General features: G+C 53.2%; 15 protein-coding genes. 1 reads left to right on the forward strand and 14 read right to left on the reverse strand.

Going from position 1 to position 24,449, the window contains the following annotated elements:
* Positions 1-105: 105 nt before the first annotated feature.
* On the forward strand, positions 106-1,740 hold the full coding sequence (locus KP705_RS03575) for a S10 family peptidase (protein ID WP_215764035.1): 1,635 nt from the start codon (positions 106-108) through the stop codon (positions 1,738-1,740).
* Positions 1,741-1,826: 86 nt separating this feature from the next.
* Here the strand turns inward: KP705_RS03575 and KP705_RS03580 are convergent, their stop codons facing one another.
* From KP705_RS03580 to KP705_RS03645, 14 genes are all read right to left on the reverse strand, one after another.
* A complete protein-coding gene (locus KP705_RS03580) occupies positions 1,827-3,005 on the reverse strand; it encodes a serine hydrolase (protein WP_215764036.1) in 1,179 nt (392 codons plus the stop codon).
* 147 nt (positions 3,006-3,152) lie between these two features.
* Positions 3,153-4,499 (reverse strand): autotransporter strand-loop-strand O-heptosyltransferase, encoded by a 1,347-nt coding sequence (locus KP705_RS03585; RefSeq protein WP_080951529.1) that lies wholly within the window; start codon positions 4,497-4,499, stop codon positions 3,153-3,155.
* Positions 4,496-5,680, reverse strand: a complete 1,185-nt coding sequence (locus KP705_RS03590) for an autotransporter strand-loop-strand O-heptosyltransferase (RefSeq protein ID WP_046901958.1) — start codon at positions 5,678-5,680, stop codon at positions 4,496-4,498. Before KP705_RS03590 ends, KP705_RS03585 begins: the two co-directional genes overlap by 4 nt.
* Positions 5,681-5,682: 2 nt before the next feature.
* Positions 5,683-7,494: a fatty acyl-AMP ligase gene (locus tag KP705_RS03595; RefSeq protein ID WP_215764037.1), complete on the reverse strand. Its 1,812-nt coding sequence runs from the start codon at positions 7,492-7,494 to the stop codon at positions 5,683-5,685.
* Positions 7,491-13,844 carry a type I polyketide synthase gene (locus tag KP705_RS03600; RefSeq protein WP_215764038.1) on the reverse strand — a complete coding sequence of 2,118 codons (6,354 nt, stop codon included), beginning with the start codon at positions 13,842-13,844 and terminating at the stop codon, positions 7,491-7,493. The genes KP705_RS03595 and KP705_RS03600 overlap by 4 nt, the downstream gene beginning before the upstream one ends.
* Positions 13,845-13,903: 59 nt before the next feature.
* Entirely contained in the window at positions 13,904-15,355 is a 1,452-nt protein-coding gene (locus tag KP705_RS03605) for an AMP-binding protein (RefSeq protein ID WP_046901961.1), read from the reverse strand.
* Positions 15,356-15,472: 117 nt separating this feature from the next.
* Positions 15,473-17,557: a Hint domain-containing protein gene (locus KP705_RS03610; RefSeq protein WP_308267183.1), complete on the reverse strand. Its 2,085-nt coding sequence runs from the start codon at positions 17,555-17,557 to the stop codon at positions 15,473-15,475.
* A gap of 660 nt (positions 17,558-18,217) precedes the next feature.
* Positions 18,218-19,249 carry a ribosome small subunit-dependent GTPase A gene (gene rsgA, locus KP705_RS03615; RefSeq protein WP_046901963.1) on the reverse strand — a complete coding sequence of 344 codons (1,032 nt, stop codon included), beginning with the start codon at positions 19,247-19,249 and terminating at the stop codon, positions 18,218-18,220.
* 183 nt (positions 19,250-19,432) lie between these two features.
* Entirely contained in the window at positions 19,433-20,245 is an 813-nt protein-coding gene (locus KP705_RS03620; RefSeq protein ID WP_046901964.1) for an ABC transporter permease, read from the reverse strand.
* A 24-nt stretch (positions 20,246-20,269) separates the two neighbouring features.
* Positions 20,270-21,082 carry an ABC transporter ATP-binding protein gene (locus KP705_RS03625; protein WP_200898360.1) on the reverse strand — a complete coding sequence of 271 codons (813 nt, stop codon included), beginning with the start codon at positions 21,080-21,082 and terminating at the stop codon, positions 20,270-20,272.
* Between the two features lie 73 nt (positions 21,083-21,155).
* Positions 21,156-21,863, reverse strand: a complete 708-nt coding sequence (locus KP705_RS03630; protein WP_052750093.1) for a M24 family metallopeptidase — start codon at positions 21,861-21,863, stop codon at positions 21,156-21,158.
* Positions 21,864-21,866: 3 nt separating this feature from the next.
* Positions 21,867-22,865: an ABC transporter substrate-binding protein gene (locus KP705_RS03635; protein ID WP_160298823.1), complete on the reverse strand. Its 999-nt coding sequence runs from the start codon at positions 22,863-22,865 to the stop codon at positions 21,867-21,869.
* Positions 22,866-22,885: 20 nt separating this feature from the next.
* Complete coding sequence (locus KP705_RS03640) at positions 22,886-23,608, reverse strand: phosphoribosyltransferase (protein WP_215764039.1); 723 nt, start codon at positions 23,606-23,608, stop codon at positions 22,886-22,888.
* Entirely contained in the window at positions 23,605-24,378 is a 774-nt protein-coding gene (locus KP705_RS03645; RefSeq protein ID WP_215764040.1) for a hypothetical protein, read from the reverse strand. The genes KP705_RS03640 and KP705_RS03645 overlap by 4 nt, the downstream gene beginning before the upstream one ends.
* Between the last annotated feature and the right edge of the window lie 71 nt (positions 24,379-24,449).

Below are 24,449 nucleotides of genomic sequence, written 5' to 3' on the forward strand. Positions count from 1 at the left end.
ACAGAACGTGACAGTTCAGAGGTGCCGCATTTCCCTCACCAGATCCTGAACTTGTAACGGTTCCGTATTCCTTACAAAATAATTTCAATCTGTAAGGAGTTACCCATGCGTTCAGGCATCCTGACCCGTTCTTTTCTTGCTGTCAGCCTGCTGGCAGCCACCTGTCTCACAGCTCACGCGGAGGCCCCCGTCTCTGACAACGTCAAACAGGCTGAAACGGCATCGCAGTTTCTGACAACACCCCAGAAGGTTGTATCAGACGGGGCTGTAACCATTCGTGGTCAGCACATTCCTTATCAGGCCGTCACCGGCACGCTGATTGTCCATGCCCAAGGGTGGGATGATTCCGATACCGGCCCCAGCGATTCAAAAGCTGAAAAGAAAAACCCGGACGCCGTCGCTTCCATTTTCTATGTGGCCTATTTCAAGAAGGGCGCGCATCCAGAGAACCGCCCGATTACGTTTGTTTATAATGGTGGTCCCGGTTCTTCGAGTGTCTGGATGCATATGGGCGCTTTTGGCCCACATCGTATCGTCACCGCAGATGACAGCCACACCGCAGCTGCCCCGTACAAACTGATTGATAACAATGACAGCCCGTTGGATGCCACGGATCTTGTCTTTATTGATGCGCCAGGCACTGGCTTTGGGCGCCTTGTTGGCAAAGACAAAGAAAAAGCGTTCTATGGTACAGATCCGGACGCCGCAGCCTTCACGGACTTCATTGCTCAGTTTCTGACCCGTTTCGGACGGTATAACTCTCCCAAATACCTGTTCGGAGAAAGCTACGGCACGACGCGCTCAGCAATCGTCGCCAACCAGTTGGCCTCTGAAAAAGGCATCGATCTGAATGGCGTTATGCTGTTGTCGCAGATTCTGGATTACGACAATTCGATCGACAACGTGAAATCAAACCCCAGTGTTGATCAGCCCTATGTTCTTGCCCTGCCTAGCTTCGCTGCCACGGCCTGGTATCATCATAAGTTGCCAACGCAGCCCAAAGACCTGAAAACGTTCCTCAGCGAAGTCGAACATTTTGCGCTTACGGACTATACCAGCGCCCTTCAGGACGGCACCGCCATTTCAGACGAAAAGCTGGAACAAACAGCCCAGAAGCTGCACCAATATACGGGCCTTCCCGTCGACTACCTGAAAAAAGCTGACCTCCGCGTCAGTGGTGGCGAATTTGCCAAAACCCTGCTCGGCGATGACGGAATGGACACAGGCCGTCTGGACAGTCGCTTCTCCGGGCCAGCCATTGATCCACTGGCGCAGACCCCTGACTATGACCCCCAGTTTGCCGCGATGCAGTCAGCGTATGTGTCCGCCTTCAACGATTATGCGCGCAATACGCTGCATTACGGAACAAACCCGGCTTTCAATGACGGTTACGAAGAATACAAGGTCAGCGCTCATTCAATCGGCAAATGGGCCTTTGTGCATAAACAGCCAGGCGCCGGTCGGCCAGCCAAGGGCACGCCAAACGTCCTGCCGGACCTTGCAAGTGCCATGAAGCAGAACCCGAGCCTGAAGATTATGCTCAATCAGGGATACTACGATCTGGGGACGCCCTTCTTCGAAGGTATCTACGAGATGCAGCATCTCCCGATCCCTCACAAGCTGGCCTCAAACATCGAAATTCATCAGTATGAATCCGGTCACATGGTCTATGCCCATGCACCAGCCCTCACCGAACTCCATGATAATGTTGTCAACTTCATCAACAAGACGCATGGCTAACACCATTCCGTCTTGACGATTAAGCGATACCAAATGGCGGACCTGTCAACTTTTGAGCTTTGACAGGTCCGCCATTCAGAACATGATCAGGCGTGTGCTGCTACGCCCAGCGCACGAGCAGCGTCCGTGGCAATATCATGACGGAGTTTCACGACACTGTGCCCCTCGGACGGATGAACCCGATTGGTCAGAATGAGCACATAACTGTCATTCTCAGGGTCAATCCAGAGCGACGTCCCCGTAAAGCCGGTATGGCCGAATGATCTCGCCGAAAACAGATCCCCTCTTGGGGAGGAATAGTGCGTGGCGATATCCCATCCCAGTCCTCGCAGGTCAATTTTCCCAGCGGGCTGTTGTGGGGTTATCATCAATTCCAATGTACGTCTTTGAAGCGGAAACGTGCTGGGACGACCAGCGAGACGATCCAGTAACGCCTGTGCATACAGGCACATGTCCTGCGCATTGGAGAAAAGCCCCGCATGCCCTGCAACGCCCCCCATACGGCGGGCAGTCGGATCATGCACGACACCACGCAACATGTGATGTTGGTCATCATACTGCGTAGGCGCAATATCAGGCTGTAAGGCAGCGTCCGGCAGGTAACCGGAGTGCGACATTCCCAAAGGCGTTAGAATATTGTCAGCGACATACTGGTTCAGGGGCTGACCTGTAACCTTTTCCACGATCAGGCCCAGCGTAATGTAATTGATGTCGCTATAGACAAACTTTGCCCCCGGCGGATTGGCAAGCGGCGATGTCATGGCAAGACGGACAGCCTCTGCTTTTCCGCTCCATGGACTATCCAACGGGACATCCGGTGGGAGGCCCGAATAATGGGTCAGCAGAAGCCGCAGGGTGACAGCCGATTTTTTGTTGGCTGCGAATTCTGGAAGATAACGCACGACCGGATCGTCAATATTGATTTTTCCGTGCTCTACCAACTGCATGACAGCCAGAGCCGTCATTGTTGGCTTGGTCAGTGACGCCATATCGAACCGCGTGTCCCAGGTCATGGGCTCACGAGTAGGCACTAGAGCCCGGCTTCCATACACATAACGATGTGCAACCTCGCCATTATGACCAACAGCAAGAACAACGCCGGGAGTCTCTTTGTCTTTCACGGCCTGTCGCGCCAGGGCGTCAACTTTGGAGAACCTCCCCTCACTGGAAGAGGCACATCCCACCAGAGCGCTACAGGATAACGCTGCACCGCCGATCAGAAACTGACGCCGACTGCTGCGCTCTTTGATCAAGGGATAAAGCACTCTGGCCTCCTGCTTCCCGGTTCTTCCGGATACGTAAGAACCGGAACAGTAACGCGGTTCAGGGAGAGCGCAAGCGGGACAGCTTCAGGGGATAGGTTAAAAAGGACTACCCGAGCGGCTCCTTGCTCGGGAAGAACGTTTTATAATTCATTCTGAAGGACGATGCGCGCGCTCTAGCGGGTGTTCAAGCATCACTGCCTTGATAGTCCGAATGACCTGACCAGATGTGATATTCCGCGTACATTCAAACTGGCGACTGGTGCCCGCATGCCGGGGACAGAAAAGAAAGTCACTATGGATGAACGGATGCCGAATATCGTGCCAGCAACTGTTGCAGGTATTGGTATTAAAAACCCGGTACGGTGTCTGAAATTCGTTTATCGGATGTGTAAATCCGGAAATCATGACAACGGGCGTGTCCGCCGCCCAAGCGAGCCAGGAGAGACCGCTCGACAGGCCCACAAAAAACTCTGCGTGCTTCAACCACTGAAGACGTTCGCGGAGGGGTCGGGCGCCAGTCTCATCTTCCGCGTTATGCGGGATCTGGTTCCAATGAAGGCCTTGGCCATATTTTATTTCTCGGTCGATGCAGATAACGCGATACCCTGATCTCTTGAGAAACTCCACCACATCATACCAACCCGTCGGGTTATTCCAGTATTTGCACTGGGCACTAGCCTGACTGGCGATGACAACATAGGGTTCTGCAATCGGTCTTTCGTCAGGAATATCCAGATGCAGAGGCTCTTCCTCGGGAGAAACCCCGAGAATATAGCCTGCTGTCCTGTGCAATCCAACAATCCGGAAGTCAGCAGGCTGCCATGTGTTGTCTTCATCCCCGAAGAACAAACCGATGTAATATGTGGCGTAAAACTCGTCTTTTAACGCGCTAAACTCCTGCTTTTCAACAAATCTGATATCTGGGTATGACGCGGAAAGCAGTTCTTTCATCTGCGCCGATACCATCACTGTGAGTTCGCATGCATGGTCTCGTGCAAAACGCACAGCATATGGCACCCAACCAGCCGTATCGCCGATCGTATTGCCAGCCATAAGAATGGCTATCTTTTTACCCTGAGCGTCATAGTCGTGAGAGAAAACGAGCAGGCCTGCCTGAAAGACTTCGATCCTTGCGTTCAAATAATGCTTTTTCCGGCTTTGAAAGGTCGCATCACTCCCCTCACCGTCAAAAATAACCGTGTCCGTATCAAGGTCAGTAAGCCGAACGCGCCATATCCCTTTGGGAACCGTGACACGGACCCCTTGGTTAAAATCATAACGAATACCCGCAGATCCTTCCTGCGTTGCTAGGCTTGAAGGGCTCGGAAATGTCGCGGTCTCGGTTGATGACGCAGAAACGGCAGCCGCATCTAATTTCGAGACACTGTCAGTCTCATTAGACGGATCTATGGCAGGCGGCGTCGCAACAGGCTTACTGGAATGTCCAGCAAGCATGATCGACTGGAAGATGTCATTCGCTTTTGCAGTCGTCATTCTGACACTCCCTCAAAATCGGGAATTTTCATGATTGTGTCGATTACCTGCTGCGAAGAAATCAGTCGGGTACATTCGAACTGTTTGTCAGTGCCGCTCTGCCGCGGACACCAAAGATAGTCGGCAGGATCAAGCTGACAGCGGATATCATTGGAACAACCGTTACAGGCATTCCAGTTAATCACGCGGTAGGGTGTTTCAAACTCATTATCAGGCCGTGTGAAACCACTGATCAGTACAATAGGCGTACCGACTGCCCAAGCAAGCCAGCTTAGACCGCTAGAAAGCCCAATAAAAAACTCCGCATGTCGCAACCATCTCGCACGTTCAGCAAGAGGCAGCGCACCTGTGAAATCTTCCGCCCCATACGGGATATTATTCCAGATGGTTCCGACGCCGTTGACCCTGCTCCTGTCGATACAGATGACTCTATAGCCATGCTTTTTCAGGAAACGGATCGTCTCCAGCCAACCAAACGGATTGTTCCAGTATTTATTCTGAGATGTCGCCTGGGTCGCAATGCAGACATATCGTTCCGCAAGAGGCCTCCCTCCCTCCATGACGTCAATATCGGGTGGGCGTGATGTCCTCGAAAGGCCCAGAATAAGGGCCGCATTATTTTCCAGGCCTGCTTCGCGATAATCTACCGGACTATGGTTGCGGGCAACGTCATTATAAAAAATCAGAACTTTATAAGAGGCGTAATAGTCTTTTCCTGCCTCTTCTTCATTCGATACAAGCCGAATATGAGGGTACACCGGGATGAGCAGAGTGGCGATGTCCGGGCGCACCATACATGTCAGCTGACATTCGTGTTTGCGGGCAAACTCTGCCACCTGCCCGAACCAAGCGAGATGATCACCGATGCCGCCTTCCCGCATTCGGACGAGAACGGGTTGATCCTTCAGGTCCATTTCATACGTAAAGAAGGGTTCGCCGTCTTTTGTAATCTCGATCTGAAAGCGCAGGTAATATCTTTTTATGCTTTGTACGATCCCCTGAGACACGTCCTCAGAAAATAAAACCGTGTGCGTATCCAGATCTCTCAGGACAACATGCCAATTGCCGGCAGGCAGAAGAACGCGGCATCCATCGTTAAAATCGAAGCGAATACCTCCCGGCCCTTCCTGCGTCGGCACAATAGAAGCGGGTTGAACTGGAGGCATTGAGGGGCTGCTCATGCTCACATTTTCCCCTCTGCAATTTTCAGAATGCGCACCTGGCCAGATCCTGCTGGACTATGAGTATATTCGCCAAGGATCGGAATATTGCCCTGAAGAAGCTCCTTCTTGGTTTCCGCCACTCTGATTTTTCCGCTTGGCGTTTTCAGGATCGCACTGGCACGCAGGAAAACGACACGGCAACGCTGCGTCGGAAAATGTGTGCAGATCGTCTCGCCGATAGCTTTACCCAGTTGCGTCAGATCACCATCCGATCCCGATGGCAGTTCTGTGACAAGAACAAGCGACGTTTTGTCTTCAATGATCTCATCAAAGACTGCCGTTGAGAATAGCCGAATATCGGCCTCGAACGCTCCCAGACAAGCGATAATATCTTCAGGATCAAGAACACTGTCGCCGAGTTTGATCCGATTATCCTGACGGCCAGTGACATACAGCGTTCCATCCAGCAGAAAACCCCGGTCTCCTGTTCTCAGAAAAGTCCCCTCTTCGCCCGAAACATGTCCTTCGAAAACCCGACTGTTTTCTACAGGTCGGTTCACATACCCGGTTGCGACGCCGGGACTATGAATACGAATTTCTCCGACGTCTCCATCTGGAAGCGCTGTTTCAGTATCCCCATCGGCAATGCGTACGATAATATCAGATGGTGGCTGGCCGCAGCCTGCTAAAAGGCGCCTGTCGAGGATATCGCGCGGCGGGAGTGCATGACCATGCGCAAGACCGTCACGAGAAAACTCACGAAACGACACGCCTTGCCCACGCTCACTGGCCGTGACCAGCAAGGTTGCTTCTGCAAGGCCATAACATGCAAAAAACGCACGTTCTTCAAACCCGGATGACGCAAAACGTTCTGTAAATGACTGCATCGTCTCTGCGCGAATATATTCTGCCCCGTTGAATGCCACTTCCCAGCAGGACAGATCCAGAGACGCAACCTCTTCGAGGGTGATAGACCGCACGCACATTCCGTATGCGAAATTCGGGCCGCCGGAGAGCGTCGCCCTGTAACGACTAATAGCCCGCAACCACCGTATCGGTTTTTCAGCAACAGCTTCTGGCGGCAACAGAATACAACGCCCTCCAGTTGCCAGTGTCATGAGGGCGCCCCCGATCAGTCCCATGTCATGAGAGAGAGGAAGCCAGTTAACGCCGCAATCGCCCTGCCGATACCCAAAAGCCTCTGCTTGGCGGAACAAATTATGCGCGATATTGCGATGCGTGAGCAGAACACCCCGTGGTGTCCGTGTGGAGCCTGACGTGTACTGAATAAGCGCGACATCCGTTGGTAAAGGATGTGCCACACTCTCGTGCTTTGCAGACGGACGGATCTTGTCTGTCGGGATCCATAGAAACCGCGAACCATCGGCCTTGTCGGGGCAAACTTTCTGAAATTCAGTGAGAATGCTGCGATTGCCGATGACAGCCGCAGCCTCAACGTCATCCCTTAACGCGATGAACCGATCCCGTGCACCAAATGCTTTGGGATACACGCCTGAAACCGGTACCAGCCCAGCGCACAGACACCCGAGAAGTCCACGAATGTAATCCAGGCTGCTTTCATACAGCAAAAGCACCCGAGCACCGGGCGCAAGCATTCGCTTCAGCCACACAGCCAACGCCGTAGCCTGCGCAGCCAGCTCAGACGCCGTTACAGTATCCGTTTCGTTTTCGCCGTCCCCGAGCAAAGTGTAGACTTTAAGGTCCGGCGTTCTGGCAGCATGAAAGAACAGCGCATCAACGATCGTACTCCGTTGCCAATCCAGAATTTCCTGCCCATCAGCAGCAAGAACTGTGGCGAAGGACTGCGTCATGGCAGTTGTGCCGTCTGGCCGATCTTGACCCTGTTCAAAAGAAACTGGGACATTTTCCGGATACTTTCATCACGTGCGAGAACAAGGATGGAGACTTCGACACCAAACTCTACCCGCAGAGCCGTTTGAAGTTCAACACCGGCCAAAGAGTCGATCCCAAGCTCGGACAAGCGTGCACGGTCATCAATGCTTGTCGGCTCTAAATGCAAGGTCTGGGCAATCAGAACCTTCACCTGCTCTACAACATAAGGAAGACGCTCATCTTCCGGCAGTGCCGAGAGCGTAGCGAGCCGTTCACTGGTCGCTCCATTACTGGCATCCGCCAGGCGAACAAGTGAAAAGCGGGCCAGCGCGTTTGCCCCGGGCACAACCTGCGCCCATTTTTTCCAGTCAATCTCAACGCAGGCAACTTCAGGCAACTCTAGCACAAGCATTTCCGGTAAATGCTCTAATGCGTCGTGAGCCGTCATTCCCTTAAGCCCGGCCGCCTCCAAAGCCCGAACCGCAGTGTCATTGCGGCTCAGCATACCCACATCTGCAATCGCCCCCCAATCAACTGCGAGCGTTGCCTCTCCACGCTTCCAGCGATTGGCCGCTATCGCCCCCAAGACGGTATTGGCGGCGATATAAGCGCTCTGCCCGACGTTCCCAAGCAATGTAGTAACAGACGAGAACAGCACGAAATAATCCAGGTCCATGCCTTGAACCAAACGGTCAAGGATGATTGCGCTCTGGGCTTTGGCCTCAAGAACCCGACCAATCCGTTCTTCGTCCAGATTTTGGACAAGCGCGTCGTCCAAAATCCCAGCACAATGAAAAATGCCACGAATTGGTGAAAGATTGCTCGTGAAGGCAATTTCCTCGAAGACATCCTGCATAGCTTCTTCGTGCGAGACATCAACCTGGATGGTATGAATGTGCACGCCTGCAGCACGCTGTCTCGCCAGTTGCTCGCTAACTCCAGTTTCTTCCGGTGTCCTGCGACCAAGCAGAACCAAGCTGCGAGCGCCCTGTTCAATCAGCCATTCAGCGGTTGCCCAGCCAAAGCCACTCAGGCCGCCTGTAATAAGATATGTTTTGCCATCCGACACCTGCGGCTGTGGCCGTGGTAAAGGCGAGGCTTTGAGGTCGTCCAGATCGGAGTAATCAATAACAACCTTGCCCATGTGCTTGGCAGACGCCAGCAGGCGGAACGCTCCGGCGGCATCGCGCGCAGGAAAGCTCTCCAGCGGCAAGGGCTGCACGTCTCCACTTTTGGATAGTACGGCCACATCTAACAGGAGGGACCGCATGAGCGCGGGCCGCTCCAACATCATCCGATCAAGGTCGAGTGAGAAAAAAGACAGGTTTTCATTGAACGGAGCGAGGGGCAATCCGCGTTTTTCGATGATGTCCTTTTTTCCGATTTCTACAAATCGGCCATAGGGAGCCACGATGGACAAGCTGTGCGTCTGCCCCTCTCCGGGCAAGGAGTTCAGAACGACATCAACACCTCGCCCATGCGTGACGTCTCGTATCCCTTCCGCGAATTCCAGAGAACGAGAATCCCAAACTCCCTCACATCCGAGTTCTTTAAGATACTGCCGTTTTTCCGGGCTGCCCGCAGTCGCAAAAATCCGGGCTCCCACCCGTTTCGCCAACTGGATCGCCGCCAGACCAACGCCACCAGTCCCCGAATGGATCAGGACTGTTTCACCCTTTTCGAGATGAGCCAGACGGCACAAACCATAATACGCCGTGATGAAAGCCACAGGCAGCGTAGCAGCTTCAAGTGCCGAACCAAGCCCCTCGATGGGAAGGGCAAAAATGCTTTCAGCATCGGCAGTAAAATGAGACGCAAAACACCCTGGCCAGGAGACAAGATATCGTTCACCCGGCGCAAAACCGGTTACGCCCTCACCAACAGCAATCACCTCAGCGGAGGCTTCCATGCCAAGACTTTCACCATGGAACGTGTCATCCACAACGCTTTGCGGAATAAGGCCGGTCGCTTTCAGGATATCCTTGAAATTCAGAGCTGCGGCAAGCGTTCGGAACAGAACCTGACCTGGTTGCAGAGGATCTGCGACAAACCGCTCATGATGCAACCGGTCCAGCGAACCATTCGATGCACTCACAAGCCGGACCCCGACGAGCCGTCCATCCGCTGTTTCGTTGGGATGATAAAGCGTCGGCACAGGTTCTGGCTTCGTTTCCGACGGGGTCAGACGCCCGACAGCCCGCAGACCAGGGCGCAGAACGATATCGTCCTCCGCATCCTGCTGAACAATTTCCGCACAGAGCTGCTGTAACGTGGCTTCGTCAACCATTCGACCGATATCGACGATGCGAAGCGCAAGATCCGGCCGCTCTGACGCAACCCCTCGTGCAAAACCCCGGATAGCGGCCTGCCCTGTATCCAGATCATCACTTTGAATCGCTTCCGCAGAAACCGCCCCGCGCGTGACGATCAGGCATTTCGGCGCAGCTTCACCGTCTTCCGAAACCCTGATCGCCCTGATGAGACGCAAGATCTCTGCAATGCCCTGTTTTCCGGTTGCGTCTTCGATAGGTGAGCACAGATAAAGGATTGCATCATTCGTTTGAGCCAGCGCTTCTTCCAGGGCCGCCTGATCCACATCATCGATCTTCAGGGTATCAACCATGATCCCCTGGCCAGCAGAAACCTGACTGAACTGCTCCAGCAGAGGTCCATCACGCCCCAGAACCAGTGCTGTTAGAGGCTCTGCAAAATGCGGAAGCAACTCCGTCTGAACCCACGCCGGGCGATAGAGACGACGGACAATTTCCGTCCCCACACCTGCAGCGACCAGCTTTCGAATAGCCCGCGCCTTGAAGCCGAGGATTTCGGCAACAGGTTCACCCGCTTCTGTAAAGAGCCGGATATCGCCCTCAATGCCGGTTTCGGAACGACGTGTCAGAGCAGCATGAGCCAGAAGGACTTTATGGTGTCCTCCACGATAGACGATCTGCCGCGTGCCTGTCGGAACAAAAACTCTTTCTTCCGCAGCGCTGTATCCGGCACCGATCAATGCCTGGAAAGCACCATCAAGCAGTGCCGGATGAAGAAAATACTCTGCGATGCTCTCAGCGTCTGCCAACTCCAGACGCGCGAAGGCAATACCTTCATCGGCCTTCAGCTCTTTAATCGCCTGAAAAGACGGGCCGTACGAGAAGCCATGCTCTGCAAGTCTCGCGTAGAACGTTTCTGGCGGAATTTCGTGTTGGAGATTGTCTTGTAAGCTTTCCGGAGCCACTGGGTCTACTGCCCATGGCACACTCGCCAAAACCCGGAGCTTAGCGTGCTGAATCCACTCTTCTTCACCATCGTCGCCGTGAGACGATGATACCGTCAGGACGCGCGTTTCTTCATCAAATGCCCACTCGACAACAGGCGGCGTCAGGCTATCCAGAAGGAGAGCCTGTCCGATTTCCAGATCTTCCAGAATTGCAGCATCAGAGCGTTCGATCTGACGATGTAAAGCCAGACCGCCTTCAATATAGCCTGCAGCAGGAAACAGGCAGATCCCGTCCACTTTATGATCGGGCAACCACGGCATGTAGTTGCGATTAATGTCCGCAAGCCAACCCGGCCGGGATGCGCTGACTGGAATACCGAGAACCGGATGAACGGTTCCGTCCAGCCGATCCTTGCGCGAAACCTCAGTCTCAGACCAGAACCGGCTTCGAGACCAGGCATAATGAGGAAGGTCCGTACGGTGCCCTCCGGTCAGCAGAGACCAATTCAACGGCACGGCAGCCATGTAGAGTTTGGCGATGCTGCGCGCTATGGCTGTATCTTCCGCGTCTTTGCGGCTCAGGCTGGCAATGACGGCAACGTCCCCGTCAATCTGCTGCGCTGTTTCCCTTATCAAACCACCCAGCACCGGGTGTGCACCAATCTCAAGGAAAACCCGGTGCCCATCACCCATCAAGTTCTGAATAGCATCATGGAACAGGACGGGCTGCCGTGCATTTCCGTACCAGTATTCCGCATCATGAAGAGCATCATCAGCCCAGCGCGTGCCCGTTACTGTTGAATAGAGCGGAATGCTCGGGTTTTTCGGAGTGAGCGCGGCAAGTGGGTTCAGAAGATCATCGCGGATCTCTTCCATCAGGATGCTGTGATAGGGGACCTCAACTCTGAGAAGGCGATTGAACGTGCCATCCTGATCACATCGCGCAGCAAGCTCTTTAAGCGCCGCCTCTTCACCCGCAAGTGTCGCAGACTTCGCGCTATTAAGAGCGGCGACCGACACCCGATCTTCATAGCCGGGAAGTAGTTTTTCTGCCGCTTCTCTGCCCGACATCCCAATCGCGAGCATCGCACCACGCCCGGCCAGACGTGCCTGTTGCTGGCTCCGATGAAAGATAACGGTTACAGCGTCTTCAAGAGACAGGGCACCAGAGACATAACTCGCGGCAACCTCACCCACGCTATGGCCAACGATCGCCACGGGTGTCACACCATGAAAACGGAAGAGCTCGGCAAGAACAACCTGAACCATAAAGATGGCCGGCTGCGCAACAACCGTCTCATCAATGCGGGACTGTTCCGCAGGCTTCAGGATTTCATCCAGAATGGACCATCCTGCAAGTACAGAAAACAGGCTATCGATCTGCTGAATAGTGCTGGAAACAGGTTCAGGGGCATGCCTGAGAATATGCTGCCCCATTCCCTTCCATTGGGAGCCCATTCCTGAGAACACAAAGACAGGGTGCTGCATCTCACCATTTCGACGCCGCCCTACCGTGACCGCTGGTGAAGATTGCCCTTCAGAGAGCGCTTTCAAGCCTGCAATCAGTTCTTCACGATCCCGGCCGGACACGACAGCCTGCATTGGGAGACGCGTCCTGTAAGTTGCTGCGGAAAAACAGACATTGGCTACAGACGGAGCCGCAGAAGATGCCAGGAGGCTGGCGTAAGAGCGCGCGAGTGCTTTCAAAGATGCGTCCACCAGCGCATTCACCGGCAGCAGAAAACGTTCAGACGGCAGCCGGACGATTTCTTCCAGACCGTGCTGAGGCTGCTCCACTACCGTCGGTGCTCTGAGAAGCGCAACCGCATTTGTTCCGCCATATCCAAACGAATTGACGCCTGCATAGACCGTTCCAGTCTCAGCCTTCAGCGGGGTGATAGTGTCTTGAGCGACCTTCAAGTGAAGATCTGCGAACGGGATTGCAGGATTAACCTGTGTGAGGTTCGCCTGCGGCGGAATAGTGCCATGTTTCAGGCAAAGGAGCGCCTTAATAAACCCGGTAACACCGGCCGCAGCTTCCAGATGTCCGAGATTGGCTTTGATGGACCCAACAATAAGGGGGTTATCTAAGGCACGCTTCTGACCGATTGCTGTCCCTAACGCACGGGCCTCGATAGGATCACCAACCGGCGTTCCGGTACCATGTGCTTCTACATATCCAATTGATGCGAGATCGACATGCGCCTTTTGAGCTACCTCCTCTATGAGCGCACGTTGAGCCTCTTCACTGGGCATCGTTAATGACAGTGTACGGCCGTCCTGATTGACGCCCGTGCCCGTGATCACACCGTGAATAACATCTCCATCCCGCTTTGCATCGGCAAGTCGCTTGAGCAGGACGATGCCAGCCCCCTCACCGCGCCCATAACCGTCCGCATCAGCGGAAAAACTTTTGCAGCGCCCATCAGCCGCCAGAAAATGTCCTTTGGACATTGTTATTGAGGCCGGGGGGGCAAGCATCATGTTGACGCCACCTGCGACGACGACATCGCTCTCACCATTCAGCAAGCTTGTACGGGCCTGATGGATGGCCACCAACGATGATGAGCATGCCGTATCGATAGACATGCATGGGCCCTGAAGACCAAGATTGTGCGAAATACGCGCGGCAAGCATTGTGGCTGACGCTGCGGTTGCGGCAAAATGATCCGTGATCAAAGGCCGGTTAAGAGGGGAACCGCAAGCAACGAGCCAGTCCAGAGAAAACGTGCCAATAAACACACCGGCACGGCTCCCTGCCAGGGCGGCAGGAAGAATTCCGGCATTTTCCATCGCCTCCCAGACGACTTCCAAAAGAAGCCTCTGCTGAGGATCCATGAGGGTGGCTTCACGCGGCGAAATACCGAAAAATAACGGGTCCATTTCATCGATCTTCTGATCAATGAATGAGCCACGTCGCATATAAGTTTTGTTTGGGGTTTCGTATTCAGGATCGTAAAAACGCTTGATACCCCACCGATCGGCCGGAACATCGGATGTGGCGTCGCCTTTTTCACACAGAAAGCGCCAGAGAGCGTCGGTTGTCTCTATTCCGCCCGGAAGGCGACATCCGATCCCCACGACCGCCACTTCATGTCCGTAATCGATCATTTAAAACCCGCTTCTTGTCTTCTAATCTGTATGGAACAGAGCATATGAAATATGACTGCTCAGGAGGATTTGACTGCCTTCTGTAAAGCCACTCTGTCAGGCTGATTGTTCTCTGTACGGGGAAGAGCATCAATCCACACGGCAGTCGCATCTGGCAGATTGGGGAAAACTGCCCTCATCCATTTCGAAAGCAGTTCAAGGTTGAAATCATCTTCTGTCACAAGAGCTACCCATGGCGTTGGAAGTCCCTGATCATCGGTTACAACAAACATCGCGCCATCCTTGACGCCGGCACATGCCAGAAGGCGTTCGTCCAACCTTTCCAGATCAAACTTATCCCCACCAAAACTGATCAGATCGTCCGCGCGTCCTTGCAGGTGCAACGTGCCATTCGCGTCTACAAAACCGGTATCACCAGGGTAGAACCATCCGTCCCGAAATTGTGCTTCAGTCCCAGCAGGGTCCAGATCGTATCCCTCGATAACCCCGGTTCCGCTGACACGAATGCGCCCCACTTCACCGGCAGAAACACGCTGATGATTTTCGTCCACGATCTCCAGTCCAACCCAGGGAAGTGGCTTTCCAACCTCATCATCGCTGGACTGAACGTCCGTCGAGACAATGGTAATCACTCCACATTCATCAGCGCCGTAAACAACCTGAACATTCGAGGTGAGCTTTTGCCGGATGGAGGCACAAAGCGCTTTTGGTAACTTCCCTCCCGCAACCGTCAGAAACAGATTGTCCAAGGGACTCATGCCGGGTGGAAGCTGAGAAAGTATGCCCTCCACATGCCGAGGAGACACGACGGCAACAGTCGGAATATCCTGGCTGAAGACGAGCCCTAACTCGGAACCCGTCATCATTTGCAAACGCGTCCCGGCTACGAGGGCGGAGAGAATGATAAGAAAGCCGCTGGAAGTTTCTGCCCCCAGCGTCGGTAAGACGCGCAGATTTTCCGGACGGTGAGTGTGAGACAATACATCCTGGTAAAGCAGGTGATAAACTGCGGTTTCTACATATCGCGATGTCAGGGCAATACGACGTGCGTCCTGGCTTGTTCCACCAGCCACAGAGAAACGAACAGCGTCGTCAGGCTGCACCGTGATGGTTTCAGCACATTCCGCCCCTGTCTGACAGACATGCTCAAACCAGGCGTCGTTCAATACCAGAACCTGTTGCTCGAGCCCTTCGACAGGTTCGTCCAGCAATATAATGTCCGGAGACAGGATTTTCACAGAGCGGTGGAAGTTCGCATCCACATATCCCGGCAACGAAGCCGAGGGTATTCCGAGCCTGGCCAAGGCAAGAATGAAAACCCAGTGTCTGTATGGATGTACGCATCGAATGGCCACAACTGACGGGACAAGATCCCGGAGTTGAAAAAGCGCGCAAGCAACTCGGCTCACATCGCGGGAAAGCTGATCAAAGCCTGCTTCCCCTTCAAACCAGCTCATCGCGGTTGAAGCCGGCTGTCCGGCTGCATATTTCAGGGCCAGACGTTCAAACATTTTGCGTCAACCTATTCCTCGAAACTCTATGAAAATCCTGCAAATAAAAAGAAAGAAGTAACGTGCGTTCCTGAAACGCACGTTACTTCCATTTCGTTCAACTTTCTAAGCAGCTTTTCAGGATGCGATGACAGCTACGTTGTCAGCCTCATCTTCAAGCAAGTATGGCCCTGCGTTCTTCACTTCAATCGACAGAACCGCAATCGAAAGATCCTGACGGGCAGGAAGCTTCAGAACAGCATTGCCATTCGTCCACCGAACTCCACCCTCTTCAAGATTGTTCCAGCCAGAAAGTTCTTCTTCCGTAACGTGGTCCGTCAGGCTCTTTCGACCGTTGCCTGCCCACAGGCTAATGCCTCCGACCAGAACACCAAGATAACGACGATCATCAACAACCGGACCGAAGACATCAGCCGGACGAGACGCACGGGACACAATACGCACTTCGTCGACGCCAGCAGGAAGCATGAAAACGAAATCGCCGTTTTCAGCACGACGTGCCGCATTAATCCGATGACCCGCAGGCGTTACAAGATGCAGGTTGGCATCTTCGGTTAGAACGACGGGCTTCCGCTGGTCTGGAATGGACATCTCTACAGCGCGTTCTTCAAGTGCACGGTAGATGGGTTCAACCAGATCACGCGTTACAGCCAGCGGTGCAGCTGCATCAACACTCCATTCACGGACCGGACCACTGACAAGACGGACAACACCACCCTGCTGGCCGAATTCACGACGGTTTCCAGTGTCCAGATAGCTCTCGCTGAGGGCGCCATTGGACCACAGAATGGAATGATTTTCCGTCTCAACGTGGAAGTACTCGTAGTTCGTCATTGTCAGATCGTAGAAAACGCTACGACCGTTAACGAGCATACGTGCCGGGACGAAGCGCCCTTCGAAATACAGGCAATGTTCGGGAGTAACCACGAGGTCCTGATGAGGCACGCCAGGAGAGATGGCATCCTTGAGGATACGGACAGGATATCCAGCCTGGTCAACCGGCAGATCCGTACGAACCTGTGCCGTGCGATGACCAACCCAAGTGATAGGTTCGATGACTTCACGACCAGCCACATATGTGATGGCGCGGTCACCAATCTGAAGGTCCTCGACGCGCTTTTCGCCATCTTCTGTAAGGATCAGCGTCCCGGCGCAGAAGCAAACGAACGTTGCAATCGTGCTGCCATCGGTGTCACGGCCAAGCACAAAATAATCGGTGCTCTTGAAGGTGCCACCAAACGTTGTCTGCCAAGTGGAACCACCTTCGGAAATCGTAAGGGTGTTACCGTCCAGCTTAACAGTACCGCCCGAAGCATAGGCCAGCGTATCGACATCGATAACCGCACCTTGGGCAACCTGCGTTCCCGACAGGACAGCGCCAGCAACAACTGTGAGGGAGCCCCCGGACGAGACTGTGACGTTGTAGGATGTTGCACCCGAAGCAACAGTTTCCTTACCACCGCTAAGCACTGTACCGCCAGAAATGACACCACCAGACAGAACGCTCTCCGTACCGCCAGACGATACAGTCACACTAGACGCAGTTGCGCCACTTGAGACAGTAAGCTTACCTCCGGCACTTACAACGGCACCGCGGAGAATAGCAGCGGCATTCAGCTGAACCGCGCCACCAGAAATGTTTGTCGCACTGATCGTTGCACCACCGCTGGCAACAGTCGTACCGCCAGAGGCGACAATCGTCCCGCTGGTTACTGCACCGCTGTACAGGTTCTGAACGCCACCACTATTAACCGTGTTGCTAATCGTGAGACCGCCAGCAGAAACATACTGCGTCCCCTGAATCAGGGATCCCCGGTCAGTACCACCACTCGTGATGATTTCCTGCGCCCCGCTATGCAAGATACCGGCCGAGACAAAGCCAGGCCCACTTAGATTTGTAAGTCCTTTGGACGTCAATATCGCAGAAGCAGATGTGTTGAGCGACTGATCACCAACAAAAACTGCGCCACCTGCTGCTACATTATAATTCGTAACGGTTCCACCGTTAAAGGCAAGAACCGCGGCAGAGTTTCCAACCGTTGCGCCAGTAATGGTACCGCCAGAAGCAAGAAGAGCACCAGCGGACGTCGCAACGAGATTTGTCCCAGTGTCGCCCGTCTCAGCTATAATAGCTCCGTACTGCGCTGCAGTAGAACCTGAAAGCGTATTATTAATTAGAAAATAGGATTCATTAACAGTCACATCTCCAAAGATGTCTGTCGATGTAGATCCCGAAATTGTCCCACCATTAGCCAGTGAGTACTGTCGATTACTATTATACGTTGTTCCGCCAGCCATGCTTAATTCCTCCATCTCTAGAAGCGTTAAGCATTTATTAACGAATTATAAATTGTTAATCCGTGCTCAGCGCCCGAATCGAACATAGTGTAGGGCGTTAATTTTAATCAATAGGAATCATCAAGTATGTTGATATAAAAAAAACCAAATAACCATTGATTAACGATATCAGTCTCCGCCTCAGAACCTTCATCGTAAATTAATCGTCATATGACGTTTTTCAAAGTAAAATTTTCGGAACTATCTTCAGTTTCTTCCGCGTTCATGCAGAACATTGATCCATGTCAAATTAGGTGCATGCTCAACCTCAGAGCCAACACAACGTCTGAGCGACGTACGCACAGACGCGCAGCACGGACCGAGGCTGCAGAGCTTATTCTCTATGATTGCTTCAAGTGCGCTTTTTCAAAGTAAAGAAGATTTTAGATGTGAAATAGGCTAAAAGTTTATTTACCTAATCAAGAATACGAGCCTGCAACGACTTCAAACCGAATGTATCTCGTATACCGCGTAAATTTTTCCAACGACGCAAACCGTAGTGCTTTCTTAATATATACCTTTAACTCAATCGTGACGCTTCGCTCTCCGGGCTTCTCTATTAAGACGCAACTGCTCTCGCCGCTCCGCTCTTCGTCCCGCTGGATTTTTCTGCTCCTGCAGCAGGATTTCATGCTTCATCTTGAGCCAGTTATTCCAGCGCCGCTCATCAAGCTTCCCATCTTCACGAGCCTTTCGGACTGCACAACCGGGCTCGGCTTCATGTTTACAGTCCCGGAAGCGGCATTGCTGAGCAATCTCTTCGACTTCAGCATTGAATTCCCCGAATGCAGCGGCGAGACCTTCCGCGGCATTCACCATGCCGAGTTCACGCATTCCTGGCGTGTCGATCAGCAGGCCACCCGTAGGCAGGCTCACCATCTCCCTATGGGTCGTCGTATGCCTGCCCTGCCCGTCATACTCGGAGACAGCCCCCGTTGCAGCATGGTCGGTTTTCATTAGGGCGTTGAGAAGGGTAGATTTTCCCGCTCCAGAGCTTCCCACCATGACGCCAGTGCGATGCCCGTCGAGATATGCCGAAATCTCGTTCAGCCCCGTACCCTCAAGAGAAGATACGATCCTGAGATCAACCTCAGGGGCGCAAGTCTGGGCAGCATTAGAGACTTGCTCAATATCCTCACACAGATCAGCCTTGGTCAGGACGATGACAGGCTTTGCGCCACTTTCTCTTGTGAGCGCCAGATACCGTTCAAGACGGGACAGGTTGAAATCTGCCCCAGTTGTCATAACTAGGAATGCGACATCAATATTGGCTGCAATAACCTGCGACTGCGTCCGCTTTCCGACTTCTTTACGGACAAAACAGGTCGTGCGCGGCAGGACAGCCTGAATAGTGCCACGTCGTTCGTAAAACCTCGGATGGCACACCACCCAGTCACCAATGGCCGGCCGATCCAATGGATCCGACGTATGCAGAAGCTTCCCTGCAGTATCAGCCTGAATCAGACCACTTTCAGTAATGACACCAAGAAGGCCTCGTTGCTGTGCAACGACACGCCCAGGGATCAGCTCACTTCCGGAGTAAGGCTGGAAGGCCAACGCAGTTTCAGCGCTCCACCCATAAGATGTCAGTACGGTCAGGGATCTTGTCTTTCGTTCAGGCTTGGGTCTCTGCCTGCTTTATAAGCACTGTCCTAGCGTTTTGGTATGCTCCTTTATCGGGGCACTGGGTAGTCCTTTAAGCAGCAAGTCCTGTAGCCCCAACAAAAAGTACCCTGACCCTCAAATGTGTGGGGCACGCCCCCAAGGTGATGTCGCTCTGTGCCGCCATGGCATGGCGACGTATTCCAGCAGCAGCAGCATTGCGAAAGAGCCAATGCCAATCAACGTCATCAGAAGCATGGCACCATAAACCCCGACAGAATTCATCTGGGCATTCGCCGCCAGCAAGTAAGTTCCCAGTCCCATTTTGGAAGATGCCGTCCACTCCCCGATCACAGCCCCCGTTACAGCGTAAGAAGCGCCGATCTTAAGGCCGGAAAAAAGTGGTCCCAGACAGGCTGGTAGGCGGATGTAGAGAAATGTACGAAGGGGCGTCGCGCCAAGCAGACGAGCGAGATTGATCTGGTCACGATCTATATGCGCCAGCCCGTCCATCATATTAACCACGACTGGAAAGAAGACGATCCAGGCCACAATAATGAGCTTTGGCGTCATACCGAAGCCGAAGATGATTACGAGCGGCGCTGCGATACCCACAATCGGAATGGCTTGAGATGTAACAAGTGCCGGATATAGCAGACGCCCCAGCCCCGGCAACTGTGACATCACGACAGCTAGGAGCACACCAACTGCTGCGCCGACAAGATAGCCTGCCAACGTTTCCTTGAAAGTCTGCCACAACAATCCGCGTATCATGACCTCATTCTGGAACAAGGCACTTATTGTTGCGACTGGAGACGGGATGATAAAAGCTGGCACATGGAATACGGAAACGACGGCCTGCCACAACCCCAAAAGCATGAGCATGGCCACAGACCAAAAACCCATGGATTTGACTACGGGATGAATAAAAATCGACCGGATCAGGCTCATTTCAAAATTCATTTCTGATAAGGGTCAACGATAAAGGAGATCAAGCGCTTCTGCTTTTAGCGACATGAAAGTGCTGGACGTCATGCATGAAACATCTCGAGGGCGCTCCAGATCAACGTTGAGAATACGACCGATCCGTCCCGGCCGTGGTAGCAGCACGACGATCCGATCCGCGAGAAAGATCGCCTCATCTACATCGTGAGTGACAAACATGATTGTACGTCCTGTTTCAGCCCAGACCTGTAGCAACCATTGCTGCATGCTCAGTCGGGTCTGACTGTCCAGTGCGCCAAATGGCTCATCCAGCAACATAAGATCCCGGCCAGCCGTAATCGTCCGCATGAGTGCGATACGCTGGCGCATCCCTCCTGAGAGGGTTGCGGGGTAATTGTTCAGATAGCTACCAAGACCATAATGCGTGGCAAGCGCCGTAGCCCGAAGCCGGTCATCCTGAGTGGCACCGCGGGTCAGAGATGCCCCAAGAACAATGTTATCAAGCGCTGTCAGCCACGGAAGGAGCAGGTCCTTCTGCAGCATATAACCCACATTACCGGGCTTTCCGACAATATCTTCTCCATCAAGCCTGATGCTGCCCGTAGTGATAGGCAACAAGCCGGACACCGCATTAAACAGTGTGCTTTTGCCGCAGCCAGACGCCCCCAGAACGCAGACAAACTCTCCCGGTGCGATATCGAGGCTGACATTGTCCAGCACGAGATTATCACCGAATGCATGCGACACCCCATCAATGGAAAGCTTGACGGCACGACCTGCAGTATTCCCGTTCGCACCGGTATGCGCCTGCGAAAAGAGTGCGTCGGATGTATTGGGCATCATGAGGTCTTTCTATTGAAGGCGCATCCAAGGCGTGCCTCAGCCCCAAGCCAGGCACGGTGATCGTGTATGACCGTCAGACCATTTTAACTAACCCATGATCGAAATAATAAATTTCCTCATATTTTACAGCCAGAGAGCTACCAACCTTCGCGATATGAGGCTCAAATGTGAAATAATTTACACTCCCGAGAAGGCGTTCATTTCCCTTCTCCATAATAATGAAATCATCGGTAGAAGTCGCGATACTGTGACCATACGCATCGAGCAAATCGAGGTTTTCATAGCCATTTTCGGAGACCAATGCCGACATCTTCTGATGTACATCTCCGAATGTCATGTCTGGCTGAACAGTCTTTATGAAGACGCCATGAAGGTAGGCTTCAAAATCCATGGCCTGCGCCTCTTCCTCACCGGCGTCAGCGGCGGACACGATAATCCCGTTACGTAGGAAATAGGTTCGTGCGCTATCTCCGAAGTAATCATCAATGCGAGGGCCCACATCAATCGTAATGGTTTCGTTTTCGCCAAACAGCTTTGGAGACGGAACATAACTGCTATCAAAAACAGATAGCCGAAGCCGCTCCCCAGCCAATACAAAAGCGGGCGTATTGCCCCAAAAATCGGTTGCTCCATGCGCAAGAATGAGGTCATGGCATGCCTTGTGCACACTCGCCTCAGATGCACCAGGCACGATATGGGCTGTAATATCGGTCAACACTGCACGAGCAATGTCCTGTGCAGCGGTGTAGTGACTCAGATCTGAGGGAAGTGATGCAGTCATGATCTACCTCGGCAGAAAATGGTTGGTGTAATAAGTGACCAGCGGACGAACTTTTGAAATCAGACCAATGCGATGCATTTCACTCGCAAGCTCTGACCAAGACTGTGATGTCTGGCTCAAAGCAGTGTCACCATTTCCAAAATAAGGGACAGCCGCCGCCCAGCCAGCTTTATCGTAGAGCGGACTATCTACTTCCGGATAAATTGTGCTGAAGAGGGCTGCCGCCTCGGTCGGGTGAGCCATCGCCCAGAGAAGACCTTCACGCGTCGCAGCCAGCCAAGCCTTGGCATCCGCACCATGCAGTTTCAGCCACTGAGGCGTTGCCGTGAAGGACCAGATGGGAATGTCTGGCACTCCAGTGACATTCGGACATGCCAGACTAGGCATTTGTCCGTCTTGCGCTATGGACGCCGCGATCGCAAAGGACGCCGCATTGGTGGCAAGATCCAGACGACCGGAGAGCAGTAATGGCAAATCTTCAAACTGCGTAATGATCTGCTGGACATTCTCCGCATTTTTCACACCACTTTTTTCGAACAGCAGATGCATCATTACAGCCGTCCATGAGTCTGTAAAAATCCCTATTTTCTTACCTTCAAGGGTGCGGAGATCTATGGGCTCGCCCGGTCTGCCGACAACGCACCAGCTATTATGCTGATCGTAATTAGCGATGGAGACCAGCGGCAGTGAAACCTCTGCCGCAAAAACTACATCCGTCCGTGCTTCCATGCCGATTTCGGCCTGCTCTGTTGCGAGCATACGCGCCGTAGTCTGAGCATCTGGCGGCAAAACAATGGATACATCCAGTCCATATCGTCGATAAATACCCTGCTTCTGAGCAACGACGATAGGAATCAGAAGAAAGCCCTGTACCGGCCAAAAATAAACCAGGCGGACATGATGCAGACTTTCTGAAGCACGCGCTTTGTGGGGCAAGCATGCCAACAAGAGGCATGCTGAGAAAACAGCAGCGGCCCACTTGTGCCAGAGGCGCCTGTTCACAGAACTTGCCTTATCCTGTGTCATCCGTTCAGGGAAGAAGGACGGTCATTTGCACACGTCCCTTCGATAGGAGACCAACCCTGCCCCACCAGACGAAACATGGGGATATGCCCTATCGCCTGAACCAGCGCTGGAAGATCCGGCTCGATTTCGCTCAAAGCCTTGTACCAGGCCCACCCTTCGGTCAAAGGCGCCACAACGCCAACTATATCTGCACCCGCCTTGCGTAGAAGCCTGATGGCCGCCCCTGCGGTCTGACCCGTGTTAATGACGTCATCCACAATAACAACACGCTGCCCTTGCACGCGCTCTATAAGCGCCGGGTCAAGATAAAGCCGCTTGTTGTGACGTGGGCTGGTTGAAGAAACCAGTGGCTCAGAGAGTTCTTCATCATACCAGAATTTGCACGAATGCCCGAGTGCCACATAATCGTCCAAGCCAATATTCTGCGCCACAGGACGCGCATAGGCCAGTCCCATCGTCGGCACACCTACGATGGCTTCAGGGGCAAGGTCATGAACCAGATCTGTCAGTAGGCGGATGATCTCATACTCGACAGCAAAGCTTGTCTGATTAGACATGAGGAGCGCAATTGCCATTTCTCCACCCGGAAGCGCTCGCAAGGGAAGCTGAAGCACCGAACCGTCCCTTAGCGGAACAGGGTAGCTCTCGGAATATATCGTCGCTTTCTCTATAGACGACCTGGAGAACCAGCGAGCGTGATAGGGCTTCACTTGCGTCATGAGTGTTCACCTGGATGGCTTTCGGCACCACTTCCAATGCGACAGAAGCCCGGAGGAAAATGCTGAGCGACCTGAGTAAAACAGGCTTTGTCAAGCATTCCAAGATTGACGTGCATGACGCGCGAGCGAACACCCCGCCCATCATCATGCAGATCTGTCGCCAAGAGCGTTTTAACCTTCAGTCCTGTCTGCTGCGCAATGAAATCCCGGCCTTTGTTCTCAGTCTTTTCGCCGATCGTAAAAATTTCGAGGATCTCGGCCCCGGTGGTGGTGATGGCCTGAATGAGCGAAACCAGTGTTCCTCCAGTACTAATCAGGTCGTCGATCAGAATGATACGGTCCGTGGAGCGGACACCGTTTAGGTGCAGATCCGTGGACCCTTCTGCGAGATACTCGTTACTCAATCGGACTTTAACTTCCCCAGGAGCACCTGAAGGCGTCCAGCGTGCAAGGGTGCGCGGGAGACTATACTGCCGCAGAATATCTGCAGTGATCATAGCGCCTCTATCTTCCTCCCCCACACCCAGCGTCGCATCGTCTGCGTGCGCTATATGGAGGCGAGAAAGCAAACAGATAGCATCCGCCAGCTCCGGTGAAAGCGGAGGAATATTATCCGTTACAGAGGTTGGGAAAAAAGAAAAAGTCTTTCCTCCCTTCCCCGATACAACATTGGTACCACGGTCATGAAAATCTTTCACCACCATCCGAATGGCATCCACAACCGAACTACTGTCGGTTGGAACGCCTAGGGTTTGGGCGGTGAAAGTCATATATGACACGGGACCTCACTTAATCAGTAAACCGGTTTACAATGACTAACTTTCGGATCATATCATTGTCA

The organism is Gluconobacter sp. P1D12_c (assembly GCF_018812105.1).
Classification (GTDB): Bacteria; Pseudomonadota; Alphaproteobacteria; order Acetobacterales; family Acetobacteraceae; genus Gluconobacter; species Gluconobacter oxydans_A.

What these genes read in the sequence shown, in the direction of transcription:
- KP705_RS03575 (WP_215764035.1), top strand. Translation starts at nt 106, where the DNA reads ATGCGTTCAGGCATCCTGACCCGTTCTTTTCTTGCTGTCAGCCTGCTG.
- KP705_RS03585 (WP_080951529.1), bottom strand. Translation starts at nt 4,499, where the DNA reads ATGACGACTGCAAAAGCGAATGACATCTTCCAGTCGATCATGCTTGCT.
- KP705_RS03590 (WP_046901958.1), bottom strand. Translation starts at nt 5,680, where the DNA reads ATGAGCAGCCCCTCAATGCCTCCAGTTCAACCCGCTTCTATTGTGCCG.
- KP705_RS03595 (WP_215764037.1), bottom strand. Translation starts at nt 7,494, where the DNA reads ATGACGCAGTCCTTCGCCACAGTTCTTGCTGCTGATGGGCAGGAAATT.
- KP705_RS03600 (WP_215764038.1), bottom strand. Translation starts at nt 13,844, where the DNA reads ATGATCGATTACGGACATGAAGTGGCGGTCGTGGGGATCGGATGTCGC.
- KP705_RS03605 (WP_046901961.1), bottom strand. Translation starts at nt 15,355, where the DNA reads ATGTTTGAACGTCTGGCCCTGAAATATGCAGCCGGACAGCCGGCTTCA.
- KP705_RS03620 (WP_046901964.1), bottom strand. Translation starts at nt 20,245, where the DNA reads ATGAGCCTGATCCGGTCGATTTTTATTCATCCCGTAGTCAAATCCATG.
- KP705_RS03625 (WP_200898360.1), bottom strand. Translation starts at nt 21,082, where the DNA reads ATGATGCCCAATACATCCGACGCACTCTTTTCGCAGGCGCATACCGGT.
- KP705_RS03630 (WP_052750093.1), bottom strand. Translation starts at nt 21,863, where the DNA reads ATGACTGCATCACTTCCCTCAGATCTGAGTCACTACACCGCTGCACAG.
- KP705_RS03640 (WP_215764039.1), bottom strand. Translation starts at nt 23,608, where the DNA reads ATGACGCAAGTGAAGCCCTATCACGCTCGCTGGTTCTCCAGGTCGTCT.
- KP705_RS03645 (WP_215764040.1), bottom strand. Translation starts at nt 24,378, where the DNA reads ATGACTTTCACCGCCCAAACCCTAGGCGTTCCAACCGACAGTAGTTCG.